15 protein-coding genes and 1 pseudogene are annotated in these 18,356 nt (G+C 48.9%); 2 read left to right on the top strand and 14 right to left on the bottom strand.

Annotation, left to right across the window (positions count from 1 at the left end; translation table 11 throughout):
- Window positions 1-457 precede the first annotated feature (457 nt).
- Window positions 458-3,262, top strand: a complete 2,805-nt coding sequence (locus tag DYC63_RS05400) for a calcium-binding protein (RefSeq protein WP_172459431.1) — start codon at window positions 458-460, stop codon at window positions 3,260-3,262.
- 621 nt (window positions 3,263-3,883) lie between these two features.
- Window positions 3,884-4,092: pseudogene (locus tag DYC63_RS13735) on the top strand (IS30 family transposase); the annotation flags it as partial.
- Between the two features lie 64 nt (window positions 4,093-4,156).
- Here DYC63_RS13735 and greA read toward each other — a convergent pair.
- The 14 genes from greA to DYC63_RS05330 form a co-directional block, all read right to left on the bottom strand.
- Window positions 4,157-4,639, bottom strand: coding sequence for a transcription elongation factor GreA (gene greA, locus DYC63_RS05395; RefSeq protein ID WP_115218300.1), 483 nt, complete (start codon window positions 4,637-4,639; stop codon window positions 4,157-4,159).
- Between the two features lie 71 nt (window positions 4,640-4,710).
- A complete protein-coding gene (locus tag DYC63_RS05390) occupies window positions 4,711-5,244 on the bottom strand; it encodes an inorganic diphosphatase (RefSeq protein WP_115218299.1) in 534 nt (177 codons plus the stop codon).
- 60 nt (window positions 5,245-5,304) lie between these two features.
- Window positions 5,305-5,814, bottom strand: a complete 510-nt coding sequence (gene folK / locus DYC63_RS05385) for a 2-amino-4-hydroxy-6-hydroxymethyldihydropteridine diphosphokinase (RefSeq protein WP_115218298.1) — start codon at window positions 5,812-5,814, stop codon at window positions 5,305-5,307.
- Complete coding sequence (gene pcnB / locus DYC63_RS05380) at window positions 5,811-7,157, bottom strand: polynucleotide adenylyltransferase PcnB (protein WP_115218297.1); 1,347 nt, start codon at window positions 7,155-7,157, stop codon at window positions 5,811-5,813. Before pcnB ends, folK begins: the two co-directional genes overlap by 4 nt.
- Before the next feature lie 88 nt (window positions 7,158-7,245).
- Window positions 7,246-7,578: a hypothetical protein gene (locus DYC63_RS05375; protein ID WP_218564557.1), complete on the bottom strand. Its 333-nt coding sequence runs from the start codon at window positions 7,576-7,578 to the stop codon at window positions 7,246-7,248.
- A 72-nt stretch (window positions 7,579-7,650) separates the two neighbouring features.
- A complete protein-coding gene (locus tag DYC63_RS05370; RefSeq protein WP_115218295.1) occupies window positions 7,651-8,157 on the bottom strand; it encodes a nitrous oxide reductase accessory protein NosL in 507 nt (168 codons plus the stop codon).
- Complete coding sequence (locus DYC63_RS05365) at window positions 8,154-8,987, bottom strand: ABC transporter permease subunit (protein ID WP_115218294.1); 834 nt, start codon at window positions 8,985-8,987, stop codon at window positions 8,154-8,156. The genes DYC63_RS05370 and DYC63_RS05365 overlap by 4 nt, the downstream gene beginning before the upstream one ends.
- Complete coding sequence (locus tag DYC63_RS05360; RefSeq protein WP_115218293.1) at window positions 8,984-9,904, bottom strand: ABC transporter ATP-binding protein; 921 nt, start codon at window positions 9,902-9,904, stop codon at window positions 8,984-8,986. The genes DYC63_RS05365 and DYC63_RS05360 overlap by 4 nt, the downstream gene beginning before the upstream one ends.
- Complete coding sequence (locus tag DYC63_RS05355) at window positions 9,891-11,129, bottom strand: nitrous oxide reductase family maturation protein NosD (RefSeq protein ID WP_218564556.1); 1,239 nt, start codon at window positions 11,127-11,129, stop codon at window positions 9,891-9,893. Before DYC63_RS05355 ends, DYC63_RS05360 begins: the two co-directional genes overlap by 14 nt.
- A 32-nt stretch (window positions 11,130-11,161) precedes the next feature.
- Window positions 11,162-13,072: a TAT-dependent nitrous-oxide reductase gene (gene nosZ / locus DYC63_RS05350; RefSeq protein WP_115218291.1), complete on the bottom strand. Its 1,911-nt coding sequence runs from the start codon at window positions 13,070-13,072 to the stop codon at window positions 11,162-11,164.
- Window positions 13,073-13,122: 50 nt separating this feature from the next.
- Window positions 13,123-15,381: a NosR/NirI family protein gene (locus tag DYC63_RS05345; RefSeq protein WP_115218290.1), complete on the bottom strand. Its 2,259-nt coding sequence runs from the start codon at window positions 15,379-15,381 to the stop codon at window positions 13,123-13,125.
- A 130-nt stretch (window positions 15,382-15,511) separates the two neighbouring features.
- Entirely contained in the window at window positions 15,512-16,063 is a 552-nt protein-coding gene (locus DYC63_RS05340) for an SCO family protein (protein ID WP_172459429.1), read from the bottom strand.
- A gap of 372 nt (window positions 16,064-16,435) precedes the next feature.
- Window positions 16,436-17,626 (bottom strand): amino acid aminotransferase, encoded by a 1,191-nt coding sequence (locus tag DYC63_RS05335; RefSeq protein ID WP_115218288.1) that lies wholly within the window; start codon window positions 17,624-17,626, stop codon window positions 16,436-16,438.
- Window positions 17,616-18,203 carry an RDD family protein gene (locus DYC63_RS05330; protein WP_115218287.1) on the bottom strand — a complete coding sequence of 196 codons (588 nt, stop codon included), beginning with the start codon at window positions 18,201-18,203 and terminating at the stop codon, window positions 17,616-17,618. The genes DYC63_RS05335 and DYC63_RS05330 overlap by 11 nt, the downstream gene beginning before the upstream one ends.
- Window positions 18,204-18,356 lie beyond the last annotated feature (153 nt).

Raw genomic sequence — 18,356 nt, 5'->3', positions numbered from 1 at the left:
TATGCTTGATTCTTCTTTAGATTACATTGCATCTGGTGATAAAAGTTCAAAACAAGCAATAAATGAGTTTTTAACTAATCTTAGAAATACAGGTGCACCAATATTGCTAACAGATTCTGAACATAGTTTTAGTCAAAAGGCTAGTAATGGCTCAATTTCTACTCAAGTTGTAATATATAACCCATATTGGGCATACCTAATTACAAATAAAGATAATCAGTTAATAGGGGTTGTATCTCCTGCCTCTGTTTTACGGCATGAGATAGAACATGCTAATGATAAATACATAGATATACATACAAAAATTCCAGATCAAGATAACGATAATAATGATAATTATGCTGAAGAAATTGCCCGAGAAGCCGCAAATAAATTAAGAGAATTTTATGGAGAGCCTATCAGATTAGATATAGAAAATTTAAGCTCAAATATAATTGTTTCTGATCCAACATTTAATATGGAGTTTAGAAATTTCAATTCTATTTTAACTAATCTTTTAAAAATCATAAAAACAATAATTGACCAAGCACCCTCCCTCGACAAAGCCGAACAAATCACCTCGCCCATCATCATTGATATGAATGGTGATGGGGTAAATGCCACTAAATTGGCAGCAGGCATTCACAAAGCCATTTATTTTGACCTGGACGGCAATGGCTTTGCCGAGAAAACCGCTTGGGTAGATGCGTATGATGCTTTGCTGGTGCTAGATAAAAACGGTAATGGCAAGATTGATAATGGTACAGAACTTTTTGGCAATCACAGTCTTGATGCAGAGGGCAAGAAAAGCTTTGCCGATGGCTATGCCGCTTTAGCCGCCTATGATGAAAACCAAGACGGTAAGATTGATGCGCAAGATACGGTTTATGCGCAATTGCAGATTTGGCGGGATATGAATCAAGACGGGATTAGCGAAACCGATGAATTGATGAGCCTTGCAGAGGCTGGGATTATCAGCATTGATCTCAATGCGCAAATCCTTAATGAGCGCGATGCACAGGGCAATTTGATTAGCCATCGTGGCACAGTGAATTTTGCCGATGGCAGAGAAGCCATAGCAGAAGACATATGGTTTCAAGTGAATACCGCACAGAGTAAATATATTGGCGAGAAAATTCAGATTTCTGCAGAAATTCAAGCCCTGCCTAATGTGCAAGCCTTTGGTAATGTTGTCGATCTGCATATGGCAATGCAAAAAGATAAGCACTTAACGCAATTAGTAGAGCAGTATATAAAAGCCAATCAAGAGGGCGCGAATAATACTAAAGTGCTGCTTGAAGAACTGATTTATCAATGGACAGATGCTGCAGAAATAGACCCTCATAGTCGTGATCCTAAAAAAGTCTATGGGCATGTCTTAGATGCGAGAAAGCTTGTCAGCTTAGAAAACCTCACAGGCAAAAGCTTTAGCGGCACATGGTGCTGGGGAGAAAAAGACCCTAATCCACATGGCTTAGCCGCCCCTATTCTTAATGCAGAATTCGAGAAATTTGCTCAGTATGTGCACAGCCATATTTTGCTACAAACAGCGCAATATCAACATCTGCTTATGCCAATCATGTTCGCCATTTTAAATGCTGATAACCAAGACCAATCGCTCAATTGGCAAGCTTTGGCTCAGCATTTTGAAGCGCAAATAGAACAAGGCAATATCAGCGCTGCTCAAGAAGAATATCAATTGATTAAGTACTTTTTCACTTATTCTTCTGCTTATCAAAACACGCTGCAAGATTATTTTGTGCAAAACATCAATGATTATTACCGTTTATTTGAAGCAGAGATCTTGGACAGCAGTATTGCAGGAGATGAAACAAACAATAATCTCAATGGCAGCAATGAAGCAGATATTATTTATGGCAAAGCTGGCGATGATAAGCTCTATGGCAATAACGGCAATGACTTGCTCAATGGCGGCGCCGGCAATGATTATTTAAACGGCGGCTATGGCAATGATACTTATGTCTTTGCTAAGGGACATGGTCAGGATGTGATTTACGATTATGAAACAAAAACCAATATTGATCGCATTGTTTTTAATGATATTCAAAGAGCAGAAGCCATCTTCCGCCAAGAAGGCTATCATTTAATCATTCAAACAAGTGCAGAAGACAGCGTTAAAATCCAAGACTACTTTTATAGCAATACCTACAAAATCGAAGTGTTCCAATTTGCCGATCAGACTTTCAGCTTAGAAGAACTGATGGCAAATGGTTTGATTCTGCATGGCACAGAGAACAGCGATAACTATCAATACTGGCAAGGCAAAGGCATTGTCTATGCAGGTGCAGGAGATGATGTGCTGCGTGGTGCAGACAAAGATGATGAGCTCTACGGCGAAGCGGGCGATGACAAGCTTTATGGCAATAACGGTAACGATATTTTGAACGGCGGCGCCGGCAATGATTATTTAAATGGCGGCTATGGCAATGATACTTATGTTTTTGCTAAGGGACATGGTCAGGATGTGATTTACGATTATGAAACTACCGCCAATACTGATCGCATTGTTTTTAATGATATTCAAAGAGCAGAAACCATCTTCCGCCAAGAAGGCTATCATTTAATCATTCAGACAAGCGCCGAAGACAGCGTTAAAATCGAATACTTTTTCTCTGATAATGCCCATAAAATTGAAATCTTCCAATTTGCCGATCAGACTTTCAGCTTAGAAGAACTGATGGAAAACGGTTTGACACTACACGGCACAGAAAGCAACGATAACTATCAATACTGGCAAGGCAAAGGCATTGTCTATGCAGGTGCAGGAGATGATGTGCTGCGTGGTGCAGACAAAGATGATGAGCTCTACGGCGAAGCGGGCGATGACAAGCTTTATGGCAATGGAGGGAATGATCGTTTATATGGCGGCGATGGTACGGATTATCTCTATGCCGGTGCGGGCAATGATTGGCTCAATGGTGGTCAAGGCGCGGATAGATTGCATGGCGGTGCCGGGGAGGATGTATTTGTTTTTGATGTGTTAGATGGCGGCATAGATACGATTGAAGATTTTCATGTTCAGGAAGATAAGATTGCTTTGAGTAAATCCGCCTTCACTGCTTTGGGCGATAGCATCTCGGCAGAAACTTTTGCTCTTGGCAGCCAAGCCACAAGCGAAGAACAGCGGATATTGTTCGACAGCAAAACCGGCAGTTTGCTTTATGATGCCGACGGCTCAGGCGCGGCGGAGGCGCAAGTGTTTGCTACTATTCGTGGCTCAGCGCTGAATAGTTTGAGTCATGAGCAGTTTGTGCTGGTCTGAGCAGAGAGCGGCAAATATGCTCCGCGCTTGCTGTTGAAGGATGATTGGCTGCTGAGCCGTAGAAAATCGTCCGTTGTTTATAGCATCATGGAAAAATACTGTAATGAAGACACATAAAAACACCAAAGTTTTGCCATATCTTGAATTTATAGCCATTCAACCCAAAAATCTATTTATGCTGAAAACGTCCAGATTTCTGGCATTGCTTAATTCTTATGATTTATTTTTAACGCTGCGCTGTGCCGTACTTTCTTTGCGCTGCCAAAGAAAGTACGCAAAGCAATCACCAAAGAAACGCTAGTAAGCAACGTAAAGGCAGCCCCTTGCCTTGCTCCGCTACGCGGAGTTCCCTTGCCAGCTTGCCAAATTAATTTTTATGGTTCGGCGCGCGTCAAAACGCTTCGGACTTCGTTAATCGCTCAAACAGTGACGCGCTTAAATTTCAAAATTTCTTGGCTCAAAATCCTGCGCTGTCTGCGGCAAGGCAAAAGGGGATTTTGAGTGCTCCGTAACTGGCTTTGTGGGAATTTGCAGTTTCGCCGGCTCTGCGTAGCGAGTTTTGCTCAAAACTTTGCTTTCTTTGCTCTTCGTAGGAAATTCCGTCTTGTTTTAAAGTTTAACGGCTATAATGAGAACCTCAACGGATTGATTCGACAATTTTTTGCCGAAGTCTGTGAGACTTGATAATCTCTGCGCTGAATACATTAAAGAGATAGAGGACAATTTGAATAATCGTCCTCGTAAGGTGCTAGGCTTTATGACGCCATTGGAGCTTAAAGCTAGTTTTGGGTGCGTTGCAGTTCATACTTGAATCTGCCTCATCGCCGTAAGCTACAGCGGTAAAAGGCATTATTGTAAGATTAAGCGGCTATCTGCTTAAAAACGGCCGTCTTATTAAGCCAGATAATGCACGGCGATAATTTCTAAAGATTTAACCCCGCCCGGTACATTGATATCCACCACATCGCCCTCTTCTTTGCCGAGCAAGGCGCGGGCAATCGGCGAGGTATTGGACAGCAGATTTTTCTTAATATCCGCCTCGTCTTCGCCGACGATTTTATAGGTCATGTTTTCGCCGCTATTCGTATCTTCCAATTCAACGGTGGTGCCGAAGACGACTTTACCGTTATTCGGCAGGGTGCTGACGTCGATAATCTGCACATTGCCCAGTTTGAATTCCAGCTCTTGAATACGACCTTCAATAAATCCTTGCTGCTCGCGAGCGGCATGGTATTCGGCGTTTTCTTTCAAATCGCCGTGTTCGCGCGCATCGGCAATAGCTTGAATAACTTTCGGGCGTTGTACGATTTTTAAATTTTCTAATTCGACGCGCAGGGCTTCCGCGCCGGCTTTGGTCATGGGAACTTTTTTACTCATCATCTTATCCTTATCAAAATGAAATAAAGTCTTGCCTACAGGCAAGACTTTAGAAAAACGAAGCGCGGGATTTAATCGCGCTCAGCCCAACGCACTTGGCAATCTTTAATCGTGGTTTTGGCTTCTTCCGCATCGCCCCAATGGTCAACTTTGGTTGAACCCGGTTTTTTCAGGGCTTTGTAATGATTGAAGTGGAATTCGATTTGTTTAATCAATTGCTCGGGCAAATCCGCCAGACTTTGAATAGCATTGCCGGTATGGCGGTCATCGGCGGGAACGACCACGACTTTATCGTCGACTTCGCCGTCGTCAATGAATTTCATAATGCCGATAATTCTGGCTTCCAAATATACCCCTGTCGGCAGCGGCGTGTCGGTAATAATCAGGGCGTCCAATTCGTCGCCGTCTTCGTCCAAAGTTTGCGGGATAAAACCGTAATTCGTCGGCTTGGCGAAAATCAGCGGTTCGACGCGGTCTAATTTAAAGGCGCCGAGTTGGCGGTCCCACTCGATTTTATTATTCGAACCGGTAGGGATTTCCACCACCACATTGATGATGCCGCTATCCACGTCGCCGGCATCGAGAATTTGATTAAAATCTGCCATTTATATGTTTTCCTTCATAAATTAAGAAAGTCGCATTATAGCCTTAAAGCCTGCCTGAGGCTAGCCGACCGCCAAATTATCCCAAGCCGCCACCGTGATTTTTTCCTGCGCGCTGCAATCCAGTCCTGCCAATAAATCCGCTACGATTCCCTGCCCTGCAATCATCAGCTGCGGCGCAATTTCCGCCAAAGGCTCTAAGACGAAGGCGCGTTCGTGCATACGCGGATGCGGCAGGCTCAAAGTCGGCGTATGTTCTTGTTGGTCGCCGTAGGTCAAGATGTCTAAATCTAGGGTGCGCGGCGCGTTTTTAAAGGGACGTTCGCGATGCTGCGCCGTCTCGATGCTTTGCAATAAGCACAGCAAGTCTTGCGCACTTAGGGCACTATCATAGGCAATGACGGCATTATAAAAATCGGGTTGCTCGGTAAAGCCCCAAGGCGGCGTGCGGTAAATGGAAGAAGCGGCAACTTCCTGCATATCCGCATGTTCTCTCAGGGTTTCGCGGGCGATTTGCAATTGCGCCAGCGGCGCGTCTTGATTGGAACCGAAGGCGATATAGCAGCGCTTCACCGTCTTCTTCCTCTGCGCGCGCGGCGTTTATTCACGCTGATTTTGCCTTTGCGTTCCAAATGATTGCCTTTGGATGCGGTTTCAAAATCGCCGTCATATTCATTGAGCGCCATCGGCACGATGCCGCTTTCCTTCTGTGCATAAGACCACCAACGTACACTTTCCGCCAAAGGTTCGCCCGCCGCTTCCCGCACCAAGAGAAAATCGTAAGCGGCGCGAAAACGCGGATGACTCAGCAGACTGCGGGTTTTGCGCTGGCTGTTGCCGGTCAAATCAAAACGCGCCTGCAAGGTCCACATTTCGCGAATCATGCCGCGCAGTCGTACGGGAATGGAGATGCGCTCCGCCGCCGCAATCAAGACCAAATCCACCGCTTCGTGCATGGCGCTGTGCCAGTCGCGCGATTTCAGCAAGCCTTGATATTGCAATTGAAAGACCGGCCATAGGAAGGCGGCAAACAAAAAGGCAATGGTCACGGGTTTGTCTTGTGCGATGCGCTGATCGGTATTGCTTAAAGCGATGCGGATGACGCGGTCGGCATAATCGGCAAATGCCTGATTGGGATGATTCAGTACCCGCGCCACATCGGGAAAGAGCATGGAGAACAATTGCAATCGTTTCATTTGCTCATAGCTTTTCACGCCGTAGCCGCTCATAAAGAGTTTCTGCGTTTCGTCGAATAAACGCGCCGGCGGCACGGATTTCAAACCTTCCGCACATACGCCGATCGCCGCCTCGGTCTGCGTTTCCAACTGCATATCCAGTTTCGCGGCAAAGCGCGCGGCGCGCAGCATACGCACCGGGTCTTGGGTGTAACGCGCCGCAGGTTCGCCGATTAGGCGTAGCACTTGCTGCTGCAAATCTTGCATTGCACCCAAATAATCAATCAATTCTTCCGACCGCGGATCGTAATATAAGGCATTGACGGTGAAATCGCGGCGCACCACGTCGTCTTCCATGGTGCCGTAGTGATTGTCTTCAATTACATGGCCGTCGCTGTCGGTTTTGACGTCCTCATCCGCACCGGCGCGGAAGGTCGCCACTTCGATAATATTGCGTCCGAAATGGATATGCGCCAAGCGGAAACGCCGTCCGATCAGGCGGCAATTGCGAAATAGCCTCGCCACTTCCTCCGGACGCGCATTGGTGGCAATATCAAAATCTTTCGGCTCGCGCGACAATAAGCTGTCGCGCAGGCAACCGCCGACTAAATAGGCTTCAAAGCCGGCATCAATCAATTGATGTGCAATGCGCATGGCGCGGCGGTCTAAACGTTCGGCATCAATCTGATGCTCTTCGCGCGTGTAAATGCGCGCAGTCTGTGTGTTTGCGGCGTAATCCATGCCGTCCCCTTCTTTTTGTTTTACGGCATCTGCCGCAGAATAAACGGCGCATTATACATAATAATTTGCCCTAAGATGCACCCGCCGTTCAGGGCGCCTTTTGCCGCCGATGCCAATTGCCGTCCCGATACTGTAAATAATGGACGCCGTCGCGCGAACGATAGCCGCCTTTGACGGCATCTAAGAGCAAGCTGCCCTCAATATCGTTTGCGAACAGCTCCGCCTGCTGCCGATCCGGCGAGAACAAAGCATAGACCGCCGCGCCCGAATACGCGCTATCGTCCAAACGCACATCCGCAGCAGCGGATAATCGCAGACAGGTCTGGCGCAATTGCGACCATTGCTCTCCTGCTTCAAGCAAGCAGCGCGACGACACTTTTGCGCCATCCATCGCCGCATTTACCAAGCAGGCAGTCAGCATAAAAGATAGCGCAGCGCTGAGCGCCAATGCCCTTAAACTGCGGTTTTTCCGTATTGTTTTCATCACATATTTTTAATGGCAGTCCAGCAGGTCTTCGTCGTGAATCTCGTGGTAGCGGTAAAGGCGGCTCAGCGGTACGTTTTGAACGACGGCTTCGGCGTTGCTTTGTTCGCGGTAAGCCGTCCATGTGGCGAGCGAAAAGGGATCTTCGGGATTGGGCGGCAGAAGCACGAACCATGCGTCTTCCAGTGCCGTCCATTGCCAAGGGCTGAGGGCTTTGCCTTCATTATCGCTGAGGGAAACATAGGCGGTCATCGGGCGGTTGGCAGTTTCAGGCAGGCGCGTATACATGATTAAATTGGCGATGCTGCCGAACCATTGGCTTTCGCTGCCGTCGTGGAAATGAATTTGCCCTTTATGTCCGCCGGTTTCCAAAGCGCTCATATGCGAGAGCGGATCGACGGCATCTTCGGGAATATCGGCAATGGCGGCGGGGCGGCTGTCGCTTTTGGCACTTGGTTCGCAGGCGCTGAGTGCAAATAAGGCGCAGAGACTGAGGAGTAAGATTTTCGTGTTCATAGGGATTTCCTTTTAAACAGGAATATGGCTGCGGCAAGCGGCAGGCTTATCCACAGGGCTAAAGAAAGCAGGAGAAGATTGGGCGAGAGGGCGATGTTTTTGCCGACATTGAGCATGCCCGCCACATTGGCGCTTTCGCCGCTGCCGAGATTATAAAGGCGGTAGGCATCGGCGGGATTGAACCATAAGAGCCATGACAGCAGTTTTTCCGAGATGAAGCGTCCTTTATCGACAATCAGTCCGCCGAGCAAGGCGATGTCGTAAATCAATACGAGCAGCAGCCATGTGCCGATTGCCATGCCGGCGGCGCGCGCGCGTTCGCGGCTGATTGCGGAGATGAGGTAGCCGATGGCTAAAAATGCCATGCCGAGCGCGATGCTGCTTAGGCTCATGGAAAAATAGGGCTGCCAGAATGTCCATGTCCAAGCGATTTTTTCATGACTGAAGATGATGGCAAGGGCGGCGATGCTGTAGCTGATCAGCACCGCTACGATGAGTATCAAGCTTTGCCCGAGGTATTTGCCGAAGACGATTTGCCAGCGCGCCACGGGATAAGACAGCAGAAGCAGCATGGTGCCGTTTTCGATTTCGCCGACCAAACTGTCATAGGCGAGCAGCAGGGCGATAAGCGGCAGCAGGAAGATGTTGAGGCTTGCCAAGCTCACGATGATGATGGCGATGGGATTGGCTTTCACATTGCCGACCGGCGCGCTGCCCAAAAAGACGAGGCTGAGCGCAAAGAGGCTGAGCAGGCAGGTAATGGCTAAGACCCAGCGGTTGCGGATGCCGTCGGTAAATTCTTTGCCGGCAAGGCTGAGTAGGGCGTTCATTGGCTGGCTCCTATGTTTTGGGCGGCTGTTTCTGCTTCGCTCATCGGGGCGCGTTGCAGGAAAGCGGCGTATAAATCGTCTAGGGTGGGCGGCAATATGTCGATTTCGCGCGGTGTGAGAGCGGCAAAGAGTTCCGCCAATACGGCGGTTTTTTCGCTTTGCGAGACAAAGCGGCGCCATTGGCTGTCGCTGATTGCCTGCCACTGCGGCGGTAGTCGGCTGTTCGGCTCGGTATAGCAAATTAGCTGGGTCGGTAATTGCGCCTGTTCGCGCAGTTCGTAGAGATTGCCGTCCGCCATTTTGTGTCCGTGTTTCATGATGACGATGCGATCCACTTGCCCGACCAGTTCGGAGAGCGCATGGGTGGAGAGCAATATGCTCGCGCCTTTGCCGCGCAATTCTTGCAGCAGTTCGTAGAATTGCTGACGTGAGGCGGGATCGAGCCCTGTGGTGGGTTCGTCAAAAAAGAGGATTTGCGGATTGCCCAATAGGGCTTGCGCCAAAGCCAGACGTTGGCGCATGCCTTTGGAATAGGTGCCGACGCGGCGTTTGGCGGCATCGGCAATGCCTACCTGTTCCAGCAATGCCATATTGTCGCGTTTGGATAATCCTTTTAATTTACTGAAGAAATTTAGGGTTTCAATCGCATTGAGCGAGGGGTAGAGTGAAACGGTTTCGGGCAGATAGCCGATTTGGCGGCGCAGTGCGTAATCCTGCGGAGATTTGCCGTTGATGCGGATGTGTCCGGCACTGGGCTGGATGATGCCGAGCATCATTTTGATGAGGGTGGATTTACCCGCGCCGTTATGTCCGGCAAGGGCGATACACTCGCCTTGGGCGATGCGTAAATTAACCTGATTGACCGCGGTGAAACGGCGGAAGGTTTTACTGAGGTTTTCAATATCAATGCTGTGCATGGTTTGGTGGTGCTTGTGGAATGGTCATGAGGGGATAGGGGTCGCTGACGCCGCCCGGCAGCAGGCTGGGAAATTGCTGCTGCGCGTATTTGAGTAATTGGGCGGAGGGACTGTTAATCAGCAGTTTGGCAGAGGGCGCGCGCCATAGCACTTGATCCATCAAATTATTGGGTTTGTAGGGCGTGTCGGCAATGCCGTCGCCGTTTAAATCAAAGGCGCTGTGGTCGCTCCAATAATTGCCCTGTCCTTCGTGCTGCCACAGGACTTCGCGCGTGCCCACATACATGGCTTGGCTGCGGTTGTTGATAAAGGCATTGTTGGCGATATGGTTTTTTTCCGATCCGGCGGTGAAATGGATGCCGAGGAGGCTGTTTTCAAAGCGGTTGTAGAAAATCTCATTAAAATTTGCGTTGTAGATAAAAGTGGCTTTGTTGACGTCATCGACTTCATTGCCGATGATTTGCGCGTAATTGACGCTATTAAGCATTACGCCGTGTTCTTTCGCTTGCTTGATGCGGTTGTTGATGACGCGGATGCGGTTGGAAAACATCAGCACATAAGCACTTTCAACTTGTTCCGCATGATTGTCGCGGACTTCGCTGTCTTCGGTGTACATATAATGCACGGCAAAGCGCAGGTCGCGGAAATAATTGTTTTCAAATAGATTGTGTTTGCTGGCATTGGTGGCGATACCGTCGCGTCCGCCGCTGAAACGGTTGTGGCGGATAATGCTGTGGGGACTGCGCCATAAACTCACGCCGTCGCCGCGGCTCGCCATACGCGGTTCATTGCTGTTATTCACACGGTTATGCTCGACGATTGCCTGATTCGGACCCCAGACGTAAATGCCGAAGAGGTTGTTTTCTAAATTGTTGTGATGAATATGGGCATGATGGGCGATTTTGTCGAGAAAAATGCCGGAATCCATGGTTCTGAGTGTTTTGCCCGAATTGTGGATGTGCAAATGCGCCAGTTCGACCTGTTCGGCTTTGACCCAAATCACATGTCCTTTGCCATTGCCGATAATGCGGGAGACGCCGTTTTCCGCACCGATGATTTGGATGGGGCGCGTGATTTCGATATTGCCCTGATAATCGCCGGCGGCTAATAAGAGGCGGTCGCCGTCTTGGCTGTTATCGATAGCGGCTTGTAAATCTGCGCCGCTTGCTAGTGGAATATCGGCTGCCAAGGCGGGCAGAATAGAGAAAATGACGGCCGAAGCCATCATTTTCTTGAAGATAGAAAGCACTGTCTGCATTAAGAAGCGGCTTTCTTAGGTTTGACAAGCATGCGTCCGGACATTTCCATATGCAGAGCGTGGCAGAACCATTGGCAGTAGTACCAATAGACGCCGGGACGCGTGGCTTTGAAAGTGACGGAAGAGGTTTGCTGCGGTCCGACTTCCATAGCAATGCCGTGGTCGCCCAATGTGAAGCCATGCGTGAGGTCTTCAATCAGCTCTTTGTTGGTCACATAAACGGTGACTTCGTCGCCTTGCTCGACTTCAAAAGAATTCAAGCTGAATGCCGGCGCGGTCGCGGTCATATAGACGCGCACTTTGTTGCCGTCGCGGATAACGTGGGCGGATTCGTCCAGATTCACGCCGTCGGCTTCCGCCTGCTTACGTGCATCTTCCCAGTACGGGTCGTTTCTATCCCAAATGCTGATCGGATTGACTTTGGAGCGGTGGACGATAATCATATCGTGCGGCTCGGCAAAGCTCGGGCCGTCATGCACCAATTTCATGTGTTCGCCGGAAATATCGATCAATTGATCGTTTTCAGGCTTGAGCACGCCTACGTCTAAGAAGCGGTCTTTTGAGAATTTGTTCAGAGAGACTAGCCATTTGCCGTCCGCTTCTTTGGTTTCGCCCATCGAGCTGTGGTTATGACCCGGCTGATAATGCACATCGATTTTTTCGATAATCGGATCCACGTCTTCGCCTTTGTATTGGCGGATGGCTTTGTCGATGTTCCATTTCACCATTTGGCTGTCGATGAATAGGGTAGTGAAGGCATTGCCCTGACCGTCAAAGGCGGTATGCAAAGGTCCGAGACCCAATTCAGGCTGGGCGACAATCACGTCTTCTTCGGTGATTTTGTCGTCAAAGAAGTCGTCTAATTTACGCACGTCAAGCACGGTAACGGTCGGCGACAATTTGCCGTTTAAAATGATGTGAATACCGTCCGGTGCCGCATTACAGCCGTGCGGCGAACTGGGCACGGAAATATAGCGGGTGTAAGGGCTGCCGTGCGTGCCGTCCACGACTTTAACGCCGTTGATTTCTTCGTAATCGCCTTTTTCCAAAGCCTCTTCAATGCGTTTGACATTGAAGATAACCACCCAGTCGGTTGGGTTTGCCGACATCGCGCCGACGTCAAAGCCTTTTTCCGAGTTGTAGCAGGTAGAGAAGACGTATTTGCCTTGATAGTCGGTGTCGAGGTTATCAAGGTTGCCGTCCACACGCACTTGGTAGCGAATTTTCATGGTTTCCGCATCAAGGGCGGTCATCATTGTCCAGTAATCTTTTTCAGGCGTATCGCTGTCTAAGATGGTACCGTCATTGATGGTCGGCACGATGTGCTCGCCGTTGGCAAAGACCACTTCGGTTTTAGGAAAACGTTGCGGACGCAGACCGTGAATACCCTGTACGTTCGGGATTTCGGTGATTTTATCGGTTTTCATCACATCGCAGCGGATACGCGCCACGCGGGTATTGGCTTTATCGTTAACAAAGAGATATTTGCCGTCATAAGTGCCGTCTGTGAAAGACATATGCGGATGGTGCAAATCGCCGTTGAAATACACGCCGCCCTGATCTTTCAAAAACTCTTTGGTTTCAGGCAACATGCCTTCTTGCATGATTTTGATACTTTCATTGGTTTGCCCCCAACCGGTTGCGCTGCAACGGTTGAATACGGGAATGCGCAGCATTTCGCGCATTGAAGGCAGGCCTAATACGCGGACTTCGCCGGTCTGACCGCTGGAATTGAATACATAGTATTCGTCGAGCTCACCGGGATTGACATGAATGCTTTGTCCTTCATGCTTGCCTTCTTGAGCGAAAGCCTTAGGCAGTACCGCGCCGCCGGTGGCAACTACGCCGCCGGTAGCAGCCGCAGCACCTAAAAAGCCGCGACGCTTAAACTTCATTTTTTCTTCTGACATACTCTGTCTCCTTCATTAATTAACGAGGCATAATGAATGCGAACAACTCATTATACGGGATTGTGAACACCGACCGCCGCCTCGTTTTCGGCAAGTCGCTGGGCATTTCTTTTCGCTCGGGCTGCGTATTTCTGCTGCTTTTCGATTTCAAGCAGCAAGTGCATGCAGCGCTGTTTGTCGTGATACAGCACTTGGCAGTTCAAGCATTGGATACATTCGTTTTCATTGATATTGCCTTCGGGGAAAATCGCCTCCACCGGACATTCTTGAGCGCATTTTTGGCAGGGATTGCCGCATTCCTGATAGCGTTTGAGCCAATTGAAGAGGCGTAATTTGGCGGGAATCGCCAAAGCCGCGCCCAAAGGGCAGAGATAGCGGCAGTAGAAACGCTCGATAAATAAGCCGATTGCCAGCAAAATCAGGGCGAAAGCCACATAAGGCCAAGCGCGTTGGAATTTTAAAATAATCGATGTTTTAAAGGGTTCGACTTCTGACAAATGCTCCGCCAAGCCCAAATCATACAGAGAAAAACCGAATAATAATAAAAAGATGATGTATTTCAGCGCGGTCAGACGTTCATGCACACGGAAAGGAAATTTGATTTGTTTGACGCCGAATTTTTTCGCGACGGCATTAGTCAGCTCCTGCAAAGCGCCGAAAGGACAGAGCCAGCCGCAGAAAGCGCCGCGATTCCATAGCAAAGCACCGAAAGCCGTCGCGCACCAGAGCATAAAAATCATCGGATCCATGAGGAAATACGACCAATCAAAGCCCGAAATTAAAGAATTGGTAAACGTCAGCACATTGACCACCGATAATTGCGCACCCAAATAGCCGCCGATCCAGAATAAAGTAAAGCAGAGATAGGCAATGCGCAGCCTCTTGTAGAAAACTTGATGTTGGGCAAACCAATCTTGGAACATAAAGATAGCAATCAGCAAGACTAAAGCCGTGCTCAATATGGCGATATGTACGGTTTTGCGCTGCCAAGCATCGCGGGCGATTTTAGCTTGAATACTCTCTTGCTGAACGGAAGCCGTATTTTGCGCCGCTGATACTTCAGTCTTTTCCGCGCTGTTTTCCGCAGCGGCGGGCGGTGGTGCCACATAATCGGGATTGGCGCGTTTTGACAATAAATGCTCGGGCAGACGGTAAGGCAGATTGAAAGAAATGAATTCCTTGCTGGTCGCCCCTGTGGCGCGGTTGGATAAAAGCGTCAAATTCCAATGGTTTAAAGGATTGAATTGATTGTCTTCCGTCACGGTAAACAAGGCGATTTCCTTAAATTTCGGCGCGCCCGCCACCATGATATCGCCGACGCGGCGGTGATTGCGGTCGCGGAAATGGAAACCGGCGCCGTCTTGTTCGACCTTAATGCGGTCAAAAATCCCGCCGCGCACATAGCCCGAACCTTTGAAGGAATACAAACCCTCGCCCGCCACCAAAATCAAAGACTCGTTTTCTTTCAAGCGGCTGCTGGCTTGCTGATACAGCGCATCGCCCAATAAAACCTTGCCGAGCGCCGGATGGCTGACCAATGCGGTGTATAAATCGATATAGGTATCTTCAGGATTATCGGACTCGCTGATGCCTGCCGCCTGCGTTTTGCCCGCATCGCTAAAGGCTTGATTAACCTGCCCTACGCTTAAATGCAAATGCGCGATTTCGCCTTTGGCAATCATCTCCTGCCAATTGGCAGCGGTTGCCGCCTCTGCATTGATATCAAATAAAAATTCCGGCACCGCCGCCGTTTGCGGACTGCTTTGCGCCTCATTCTGCAATTGGGCGGCAAGGGATTGCACGGCGCGGGCAATGGTTTCATTGATCACCATCACGGTAACCGTCGCTCCAGAAATGACCTCGGGCACGGGAATATCGCGCTGACTGATGAAATTCCGACCGCTGTATTGCTTCATGAAATCATTGATTTTTTGCTCAGGGATGCCGATGAGGACAATCGGCTCGGAATGCTTGACCAGTTTGACCGCACGAATCACAAATTCCTTGTCCACGCCGATTAAAATCCGAATCGGTTTGCCGGAATAGCCGCCGCTGTTGACATAATCGGAATTTAAAAACACATAGCCTAAGACTTCCTGCCCTTTCAAAACCGGCACTTGATGAGGATTTTTCTGCACCTCGCCGTAGCCCTCCGCCTCGGGGAAAAACTCGGTGGCCGGTACGGTGGCGATAAATTCTTCTAAGGTGGATAAATTGGATAAATAGGCCTTCTGCTCCGCCATATCGGCATGGCTGAGCGAAAAAAGGTTGAGTAAAATCACAATCAATACGCAGAACAATGTTTTCATGATGATTTGGAATCGTAATAAATTTTGCCGAATTGTAAGCTTTCGCCCATGTTTTGTACTTGATATGCATCAAGCGCTTAATAAAATTTTTATAATATTCAACAGAGAAACAAAATACTCAAGCACGCCATTATTGCTTGAGATATTTGCCGATCACTTGCGCCATCGTCTTATGCTTGACCTGCGAGGTAAAAACTTCCAAACGCTCGCGTTCAGGTGAGAGCAAATACGTCAAACTGCTATGATAAACGCCATAGCCCAAAGGCAGATCAGGCGGCGCAACCTCTTGCCCCTGATGTTTATAGCCGAAAGTGGCGCCATAAGCAGAGGCCATTGCCTTCAAACTCTCATAGTCGGCGGTTAATCCCAAGATGCGTTTGTCAAAATAACCCACGTATTGCTGCAAGCGCTGCAAATCATCATTATTCGGATCAATGCTGACAAAAATCACCTGCAATTTTTCGGGATGCTCTAGCAATTTCAAGGTTTGCGCTATTTCATATAATACCGTCGGGCAAATATCCGGACAGGAAGTGAAGCCGAAAGTCAGCAAAATATATTGTCCTTTAAAATCACTATCGCTGACCTCTCCTGCATGACCTTGCAAATTAAATTGATAAGGCGAGGCAAAAATAGGCTGATTTATAAAAAACAAGAAACACAATAACAAATATTTTTTCACCGCAAACTCCATAAGCAACAAATACAAATACAAACGATTGCGATTAGATTTTGAACAACCGCAGACGTATTAAGGAATCTTAGCTTAAAATACTTCTTAAGGTAAGGTGATTAATTAAATTCATTTAGAATATTTTGTTATTTTTATTTTCACGACTTAAAAAATATTAATATAGCCGAAGAGTTTAAAAAGAGTGACAGCTTCGCCTCTCTTTTCCATACTCTCTACCGTCTGCAATTTGCCACTTGTATCAGTTTTCAATTCTTCGACGATATGACAGATAATTAATATCAACATAATCCTACATCGCATCGTTAGCTAAGCATAAAAAACGCCCTACCGCTAAGACAGGGCATTTTTAAGCGCTAAACTTTACGTCCGCGCCAAGACCGTTTTAACCGATTCGGCAAAATATCGAATCATGTCATCATTGCGCAAACCGGCAAGGTTAATCCGCCCGGTGCCGACCATATAAATGGCGAATTCTTCACGCAAGATCTGCACTCGCTCCGCACCCAACGGCAGCAATGAAAACATGCCGTGATGACGGGTAATGAAAGACCAGTCGCGACCGCCGGCATCCGCCATTGCCGCCTGCAATTTCTCACGCCGACTGCGGATAAAGCCGCACATATCGGCAAGCTCCTGTTCCCAATCGGCTTTCAAAGCGGCGTCGTTTAAAATCGTCGCCACAATTGCCGCTGGATGGTCGGGACTCATGGAGACAGTGGTACGGGTAGCGGCATTGACCTGCGTTTGCAAAGCACTCACTTGCTCGGCATTTTCCGCCACGCTGATAATCACGCCGCTGCGATCGCGGTACAAACCGAAATTCTTCGAGCAAGACACCGCAATCAAAGCCTGCGGCACGTTTTTAACCACATGGCGTACGCCCCAGGCATCGTCCTCCAAATTCTCGCCCAAACCTAAATAGGCAAAATCAATAATCGGCACAAAGCCTTTTTCATTAGCCAATTGCGCGATTTTTTCCCAATCTTCGCGACTAAAATCCGCACCGCTGGGATTATGGCAGCAGCCGTGCAATAAGACGCAATCCTTGTCGCCCAATTGCGCCAGAGCGGCAAACACCTTATCGCGCGCCACTTCGCAGGTTTCGGGATCCAGATAAGGATAGCGGTCAAATTTCACGCCCGCCGCCGTAAATACCGCCATATGATTACCCCAAGTCGGGTCAGGAATCCACAAAGTCGCCTCAGGCTGCACGGCGGCAATCACTTCGCCGATGACGCGCAAAGCGCCCGTGCCGCCGGTGGATTGGTTCACGCGCATGCGCGCGCCGTCAAAAGCATCGCCTAAAACCAATTTACCCATCGCGGCATTGAACTCGGGATTACCCGACAGCGGCTGATATTTCTTTGTGCTTTGGCTTTCCCATACGCGTTGTTCTGCCGCTTTTACGGCGCGCATGACCGGCGTATTGCCCTGCTCGTCAATAAAAATCCCCACCCCGACATCAATCTTGTGGCTGCGCGCATCATCGCGGCACAACTGAGAAAGACGCAAAATAGGATCGTCTGGCAATTGCTGAATTTCACGAAACATGTTTTTTACTCCGTTTGATTTTGGGATAAGGATTTTGCTGCACGCGCAGAAGCTGCGTGCGGCTCAGTATATCAATAAGACTGCGTTTTTGCGGAGAAAGATACGCGCTACCATAGATAAGCGGCAGCGGCAGCAATAGCGCCGCATACAGCGTGCCGCGTTGCTCGATAGTCAGGACTGCCGACAGCCACAGCAGCGTAAAAGGCGCAAGTGCCAAACCTAGGGCAATCGCCCACCGCCACAGCACCCGCCCGAAAGCCGGCGCATGCCCACTGCCGTCGCTTAAGACCAATTTCCATGCGCGCATGCCCAACGTCTGCCCTTGGCGCGAGCAGAAATAAGCGTAAAATCCGCCCCATAAAGCCAGCATTGCCAGACGCAACAGCTGCAATTTCCAACCTTCGCGAATCGGCTGCGCCGCATTCAACGCAAAAGCGACGAAGCCCAAGGCAACCAAACAGCCTACAATCAATAAGCCGTCATAAACCATGGCGGAAAAAATGCGCAGCATACCTGCCGGTTCGCCGATAAGTTTTGCGCTGTTGCCGATAGGCGCTGTCGTCTGTTCTGTTTTCACTGCCGTTTCGCCGCTAAAAACACTTATCCTAGCATATTTATTCCGACATGCCGCCCTGTGGTAGAAAAACAAGTTACTCAGATTAACTGTTGTAAAAAAACTACTTCATCGCATCAAAGACTAGTCGGCAGCGAAAAAAAAAGTTACACTACG

The organism is Suttonella indologenes, from assembly GCF_900460215.1.
Taxonomy (GTDB): domain Bacteria; phylum Pseudomonadota; class Gammaproteobacteria; order Cardiobacteriales; family Cardiobacteriaceae; genus Suttonella; species Suttonella indologenes.
Note: the sequence above shows the minus strand (reverse complement) of the source record. Positions and strands in the feature narration are given on the sequence as shown.

What these genes read in the sequence shown, in the direction of transcription:
- DYC63_RS05400 (WP_172459431.1), top strand. Translation starts at nt 458, where the DNA reads ATGGAGTTTAGAAATTTCAATTCTATTTTAACTAATCTTTTAAAAATC.
- greA (WP_115218300.1), bottom strand. Translation starts at nt 4,639, where the DNA reads ATGAGTAAAAAAGTTCCCATGACCAAAGCCGGCGCGGAAGCCCTGCGC.
- DYC63_RS05390 (WP_115218299.1), bottom strand. Translation starts at nt 5,244, where the DNA reads ATGGCAGATTTTAATCAAATTCTCGATGCCGGCGACGTGGATAGCGGC.
- pcnB (WP_115218297.1), bottom strand. Translation starts at nt 7,157, where the DNA reads ATGGATTACGCCGCAAACACACAGACTGCGCGCATTTACACGCGCGAA.
- DYC63_RS05375 (WP_218564557.1), bottom strand. Translation starts at nt 7,578, where the DNA reads ATGCTGACTGCCTGCTTGGTAAATGCGGCGATGGATGGCGCAAAAGTG.
- DYC63_RS05370 (WP_115218295.1), bottom strand. Translation starts at nt 8,157, where the DNA reads ATGAACACGAAAATCTTACTCCTCAGTCTCTGCGCCTTATTTGCACTC.
- DYC63_RS05365 (WP_115218294.1), bottom strand. Translation starts at nt 8,987, where the DNA reads ATGAACGCCCTACTCAGCCTTGCCGGCAAAGAATTTACCGACGGCATC.
- DYC63_RS05360 (WP_115218293.1), bottom strand. Translation starts at nt 9,904, where the DNA reads ATGCACAGCATTGATATTGAAAACCTCAGTAAAACCTTCCGCCGTTTC.
- DYC63_RS05355 (WP_218564556.1), bottom strand. Translation starts at nt 11,129, where the DNA reads ATGGCTTCGGCCGTCATTTTCTCTATTCTGCCCGCCTTGGCAGCCGAT.
- nosZ (WP_115218291.1), bottom strand. Translation starts at nt 13,072, where the DNA reads ATGTCAGAAGAAAAAATGAAGTTTAAGCGTCGCGGCTTTTTAGGTGCT.
- DYC63_RS05345 (WP_115218290.1), bottom strand. Translation starts at nt 15,381, where the DNA reads ATGAAAACATTGTTCTGCGTATTGATTGTGATTTTACTCAACCTTTTT.
- DYC63_RS05335 (WP_115218288.1), bottom strand. Translation starts at nt 17,626, where the DNA reads ATGTTTCGTGAAATTCAGCAATTGCCAGACGATCCTATTTTGCGTCTT.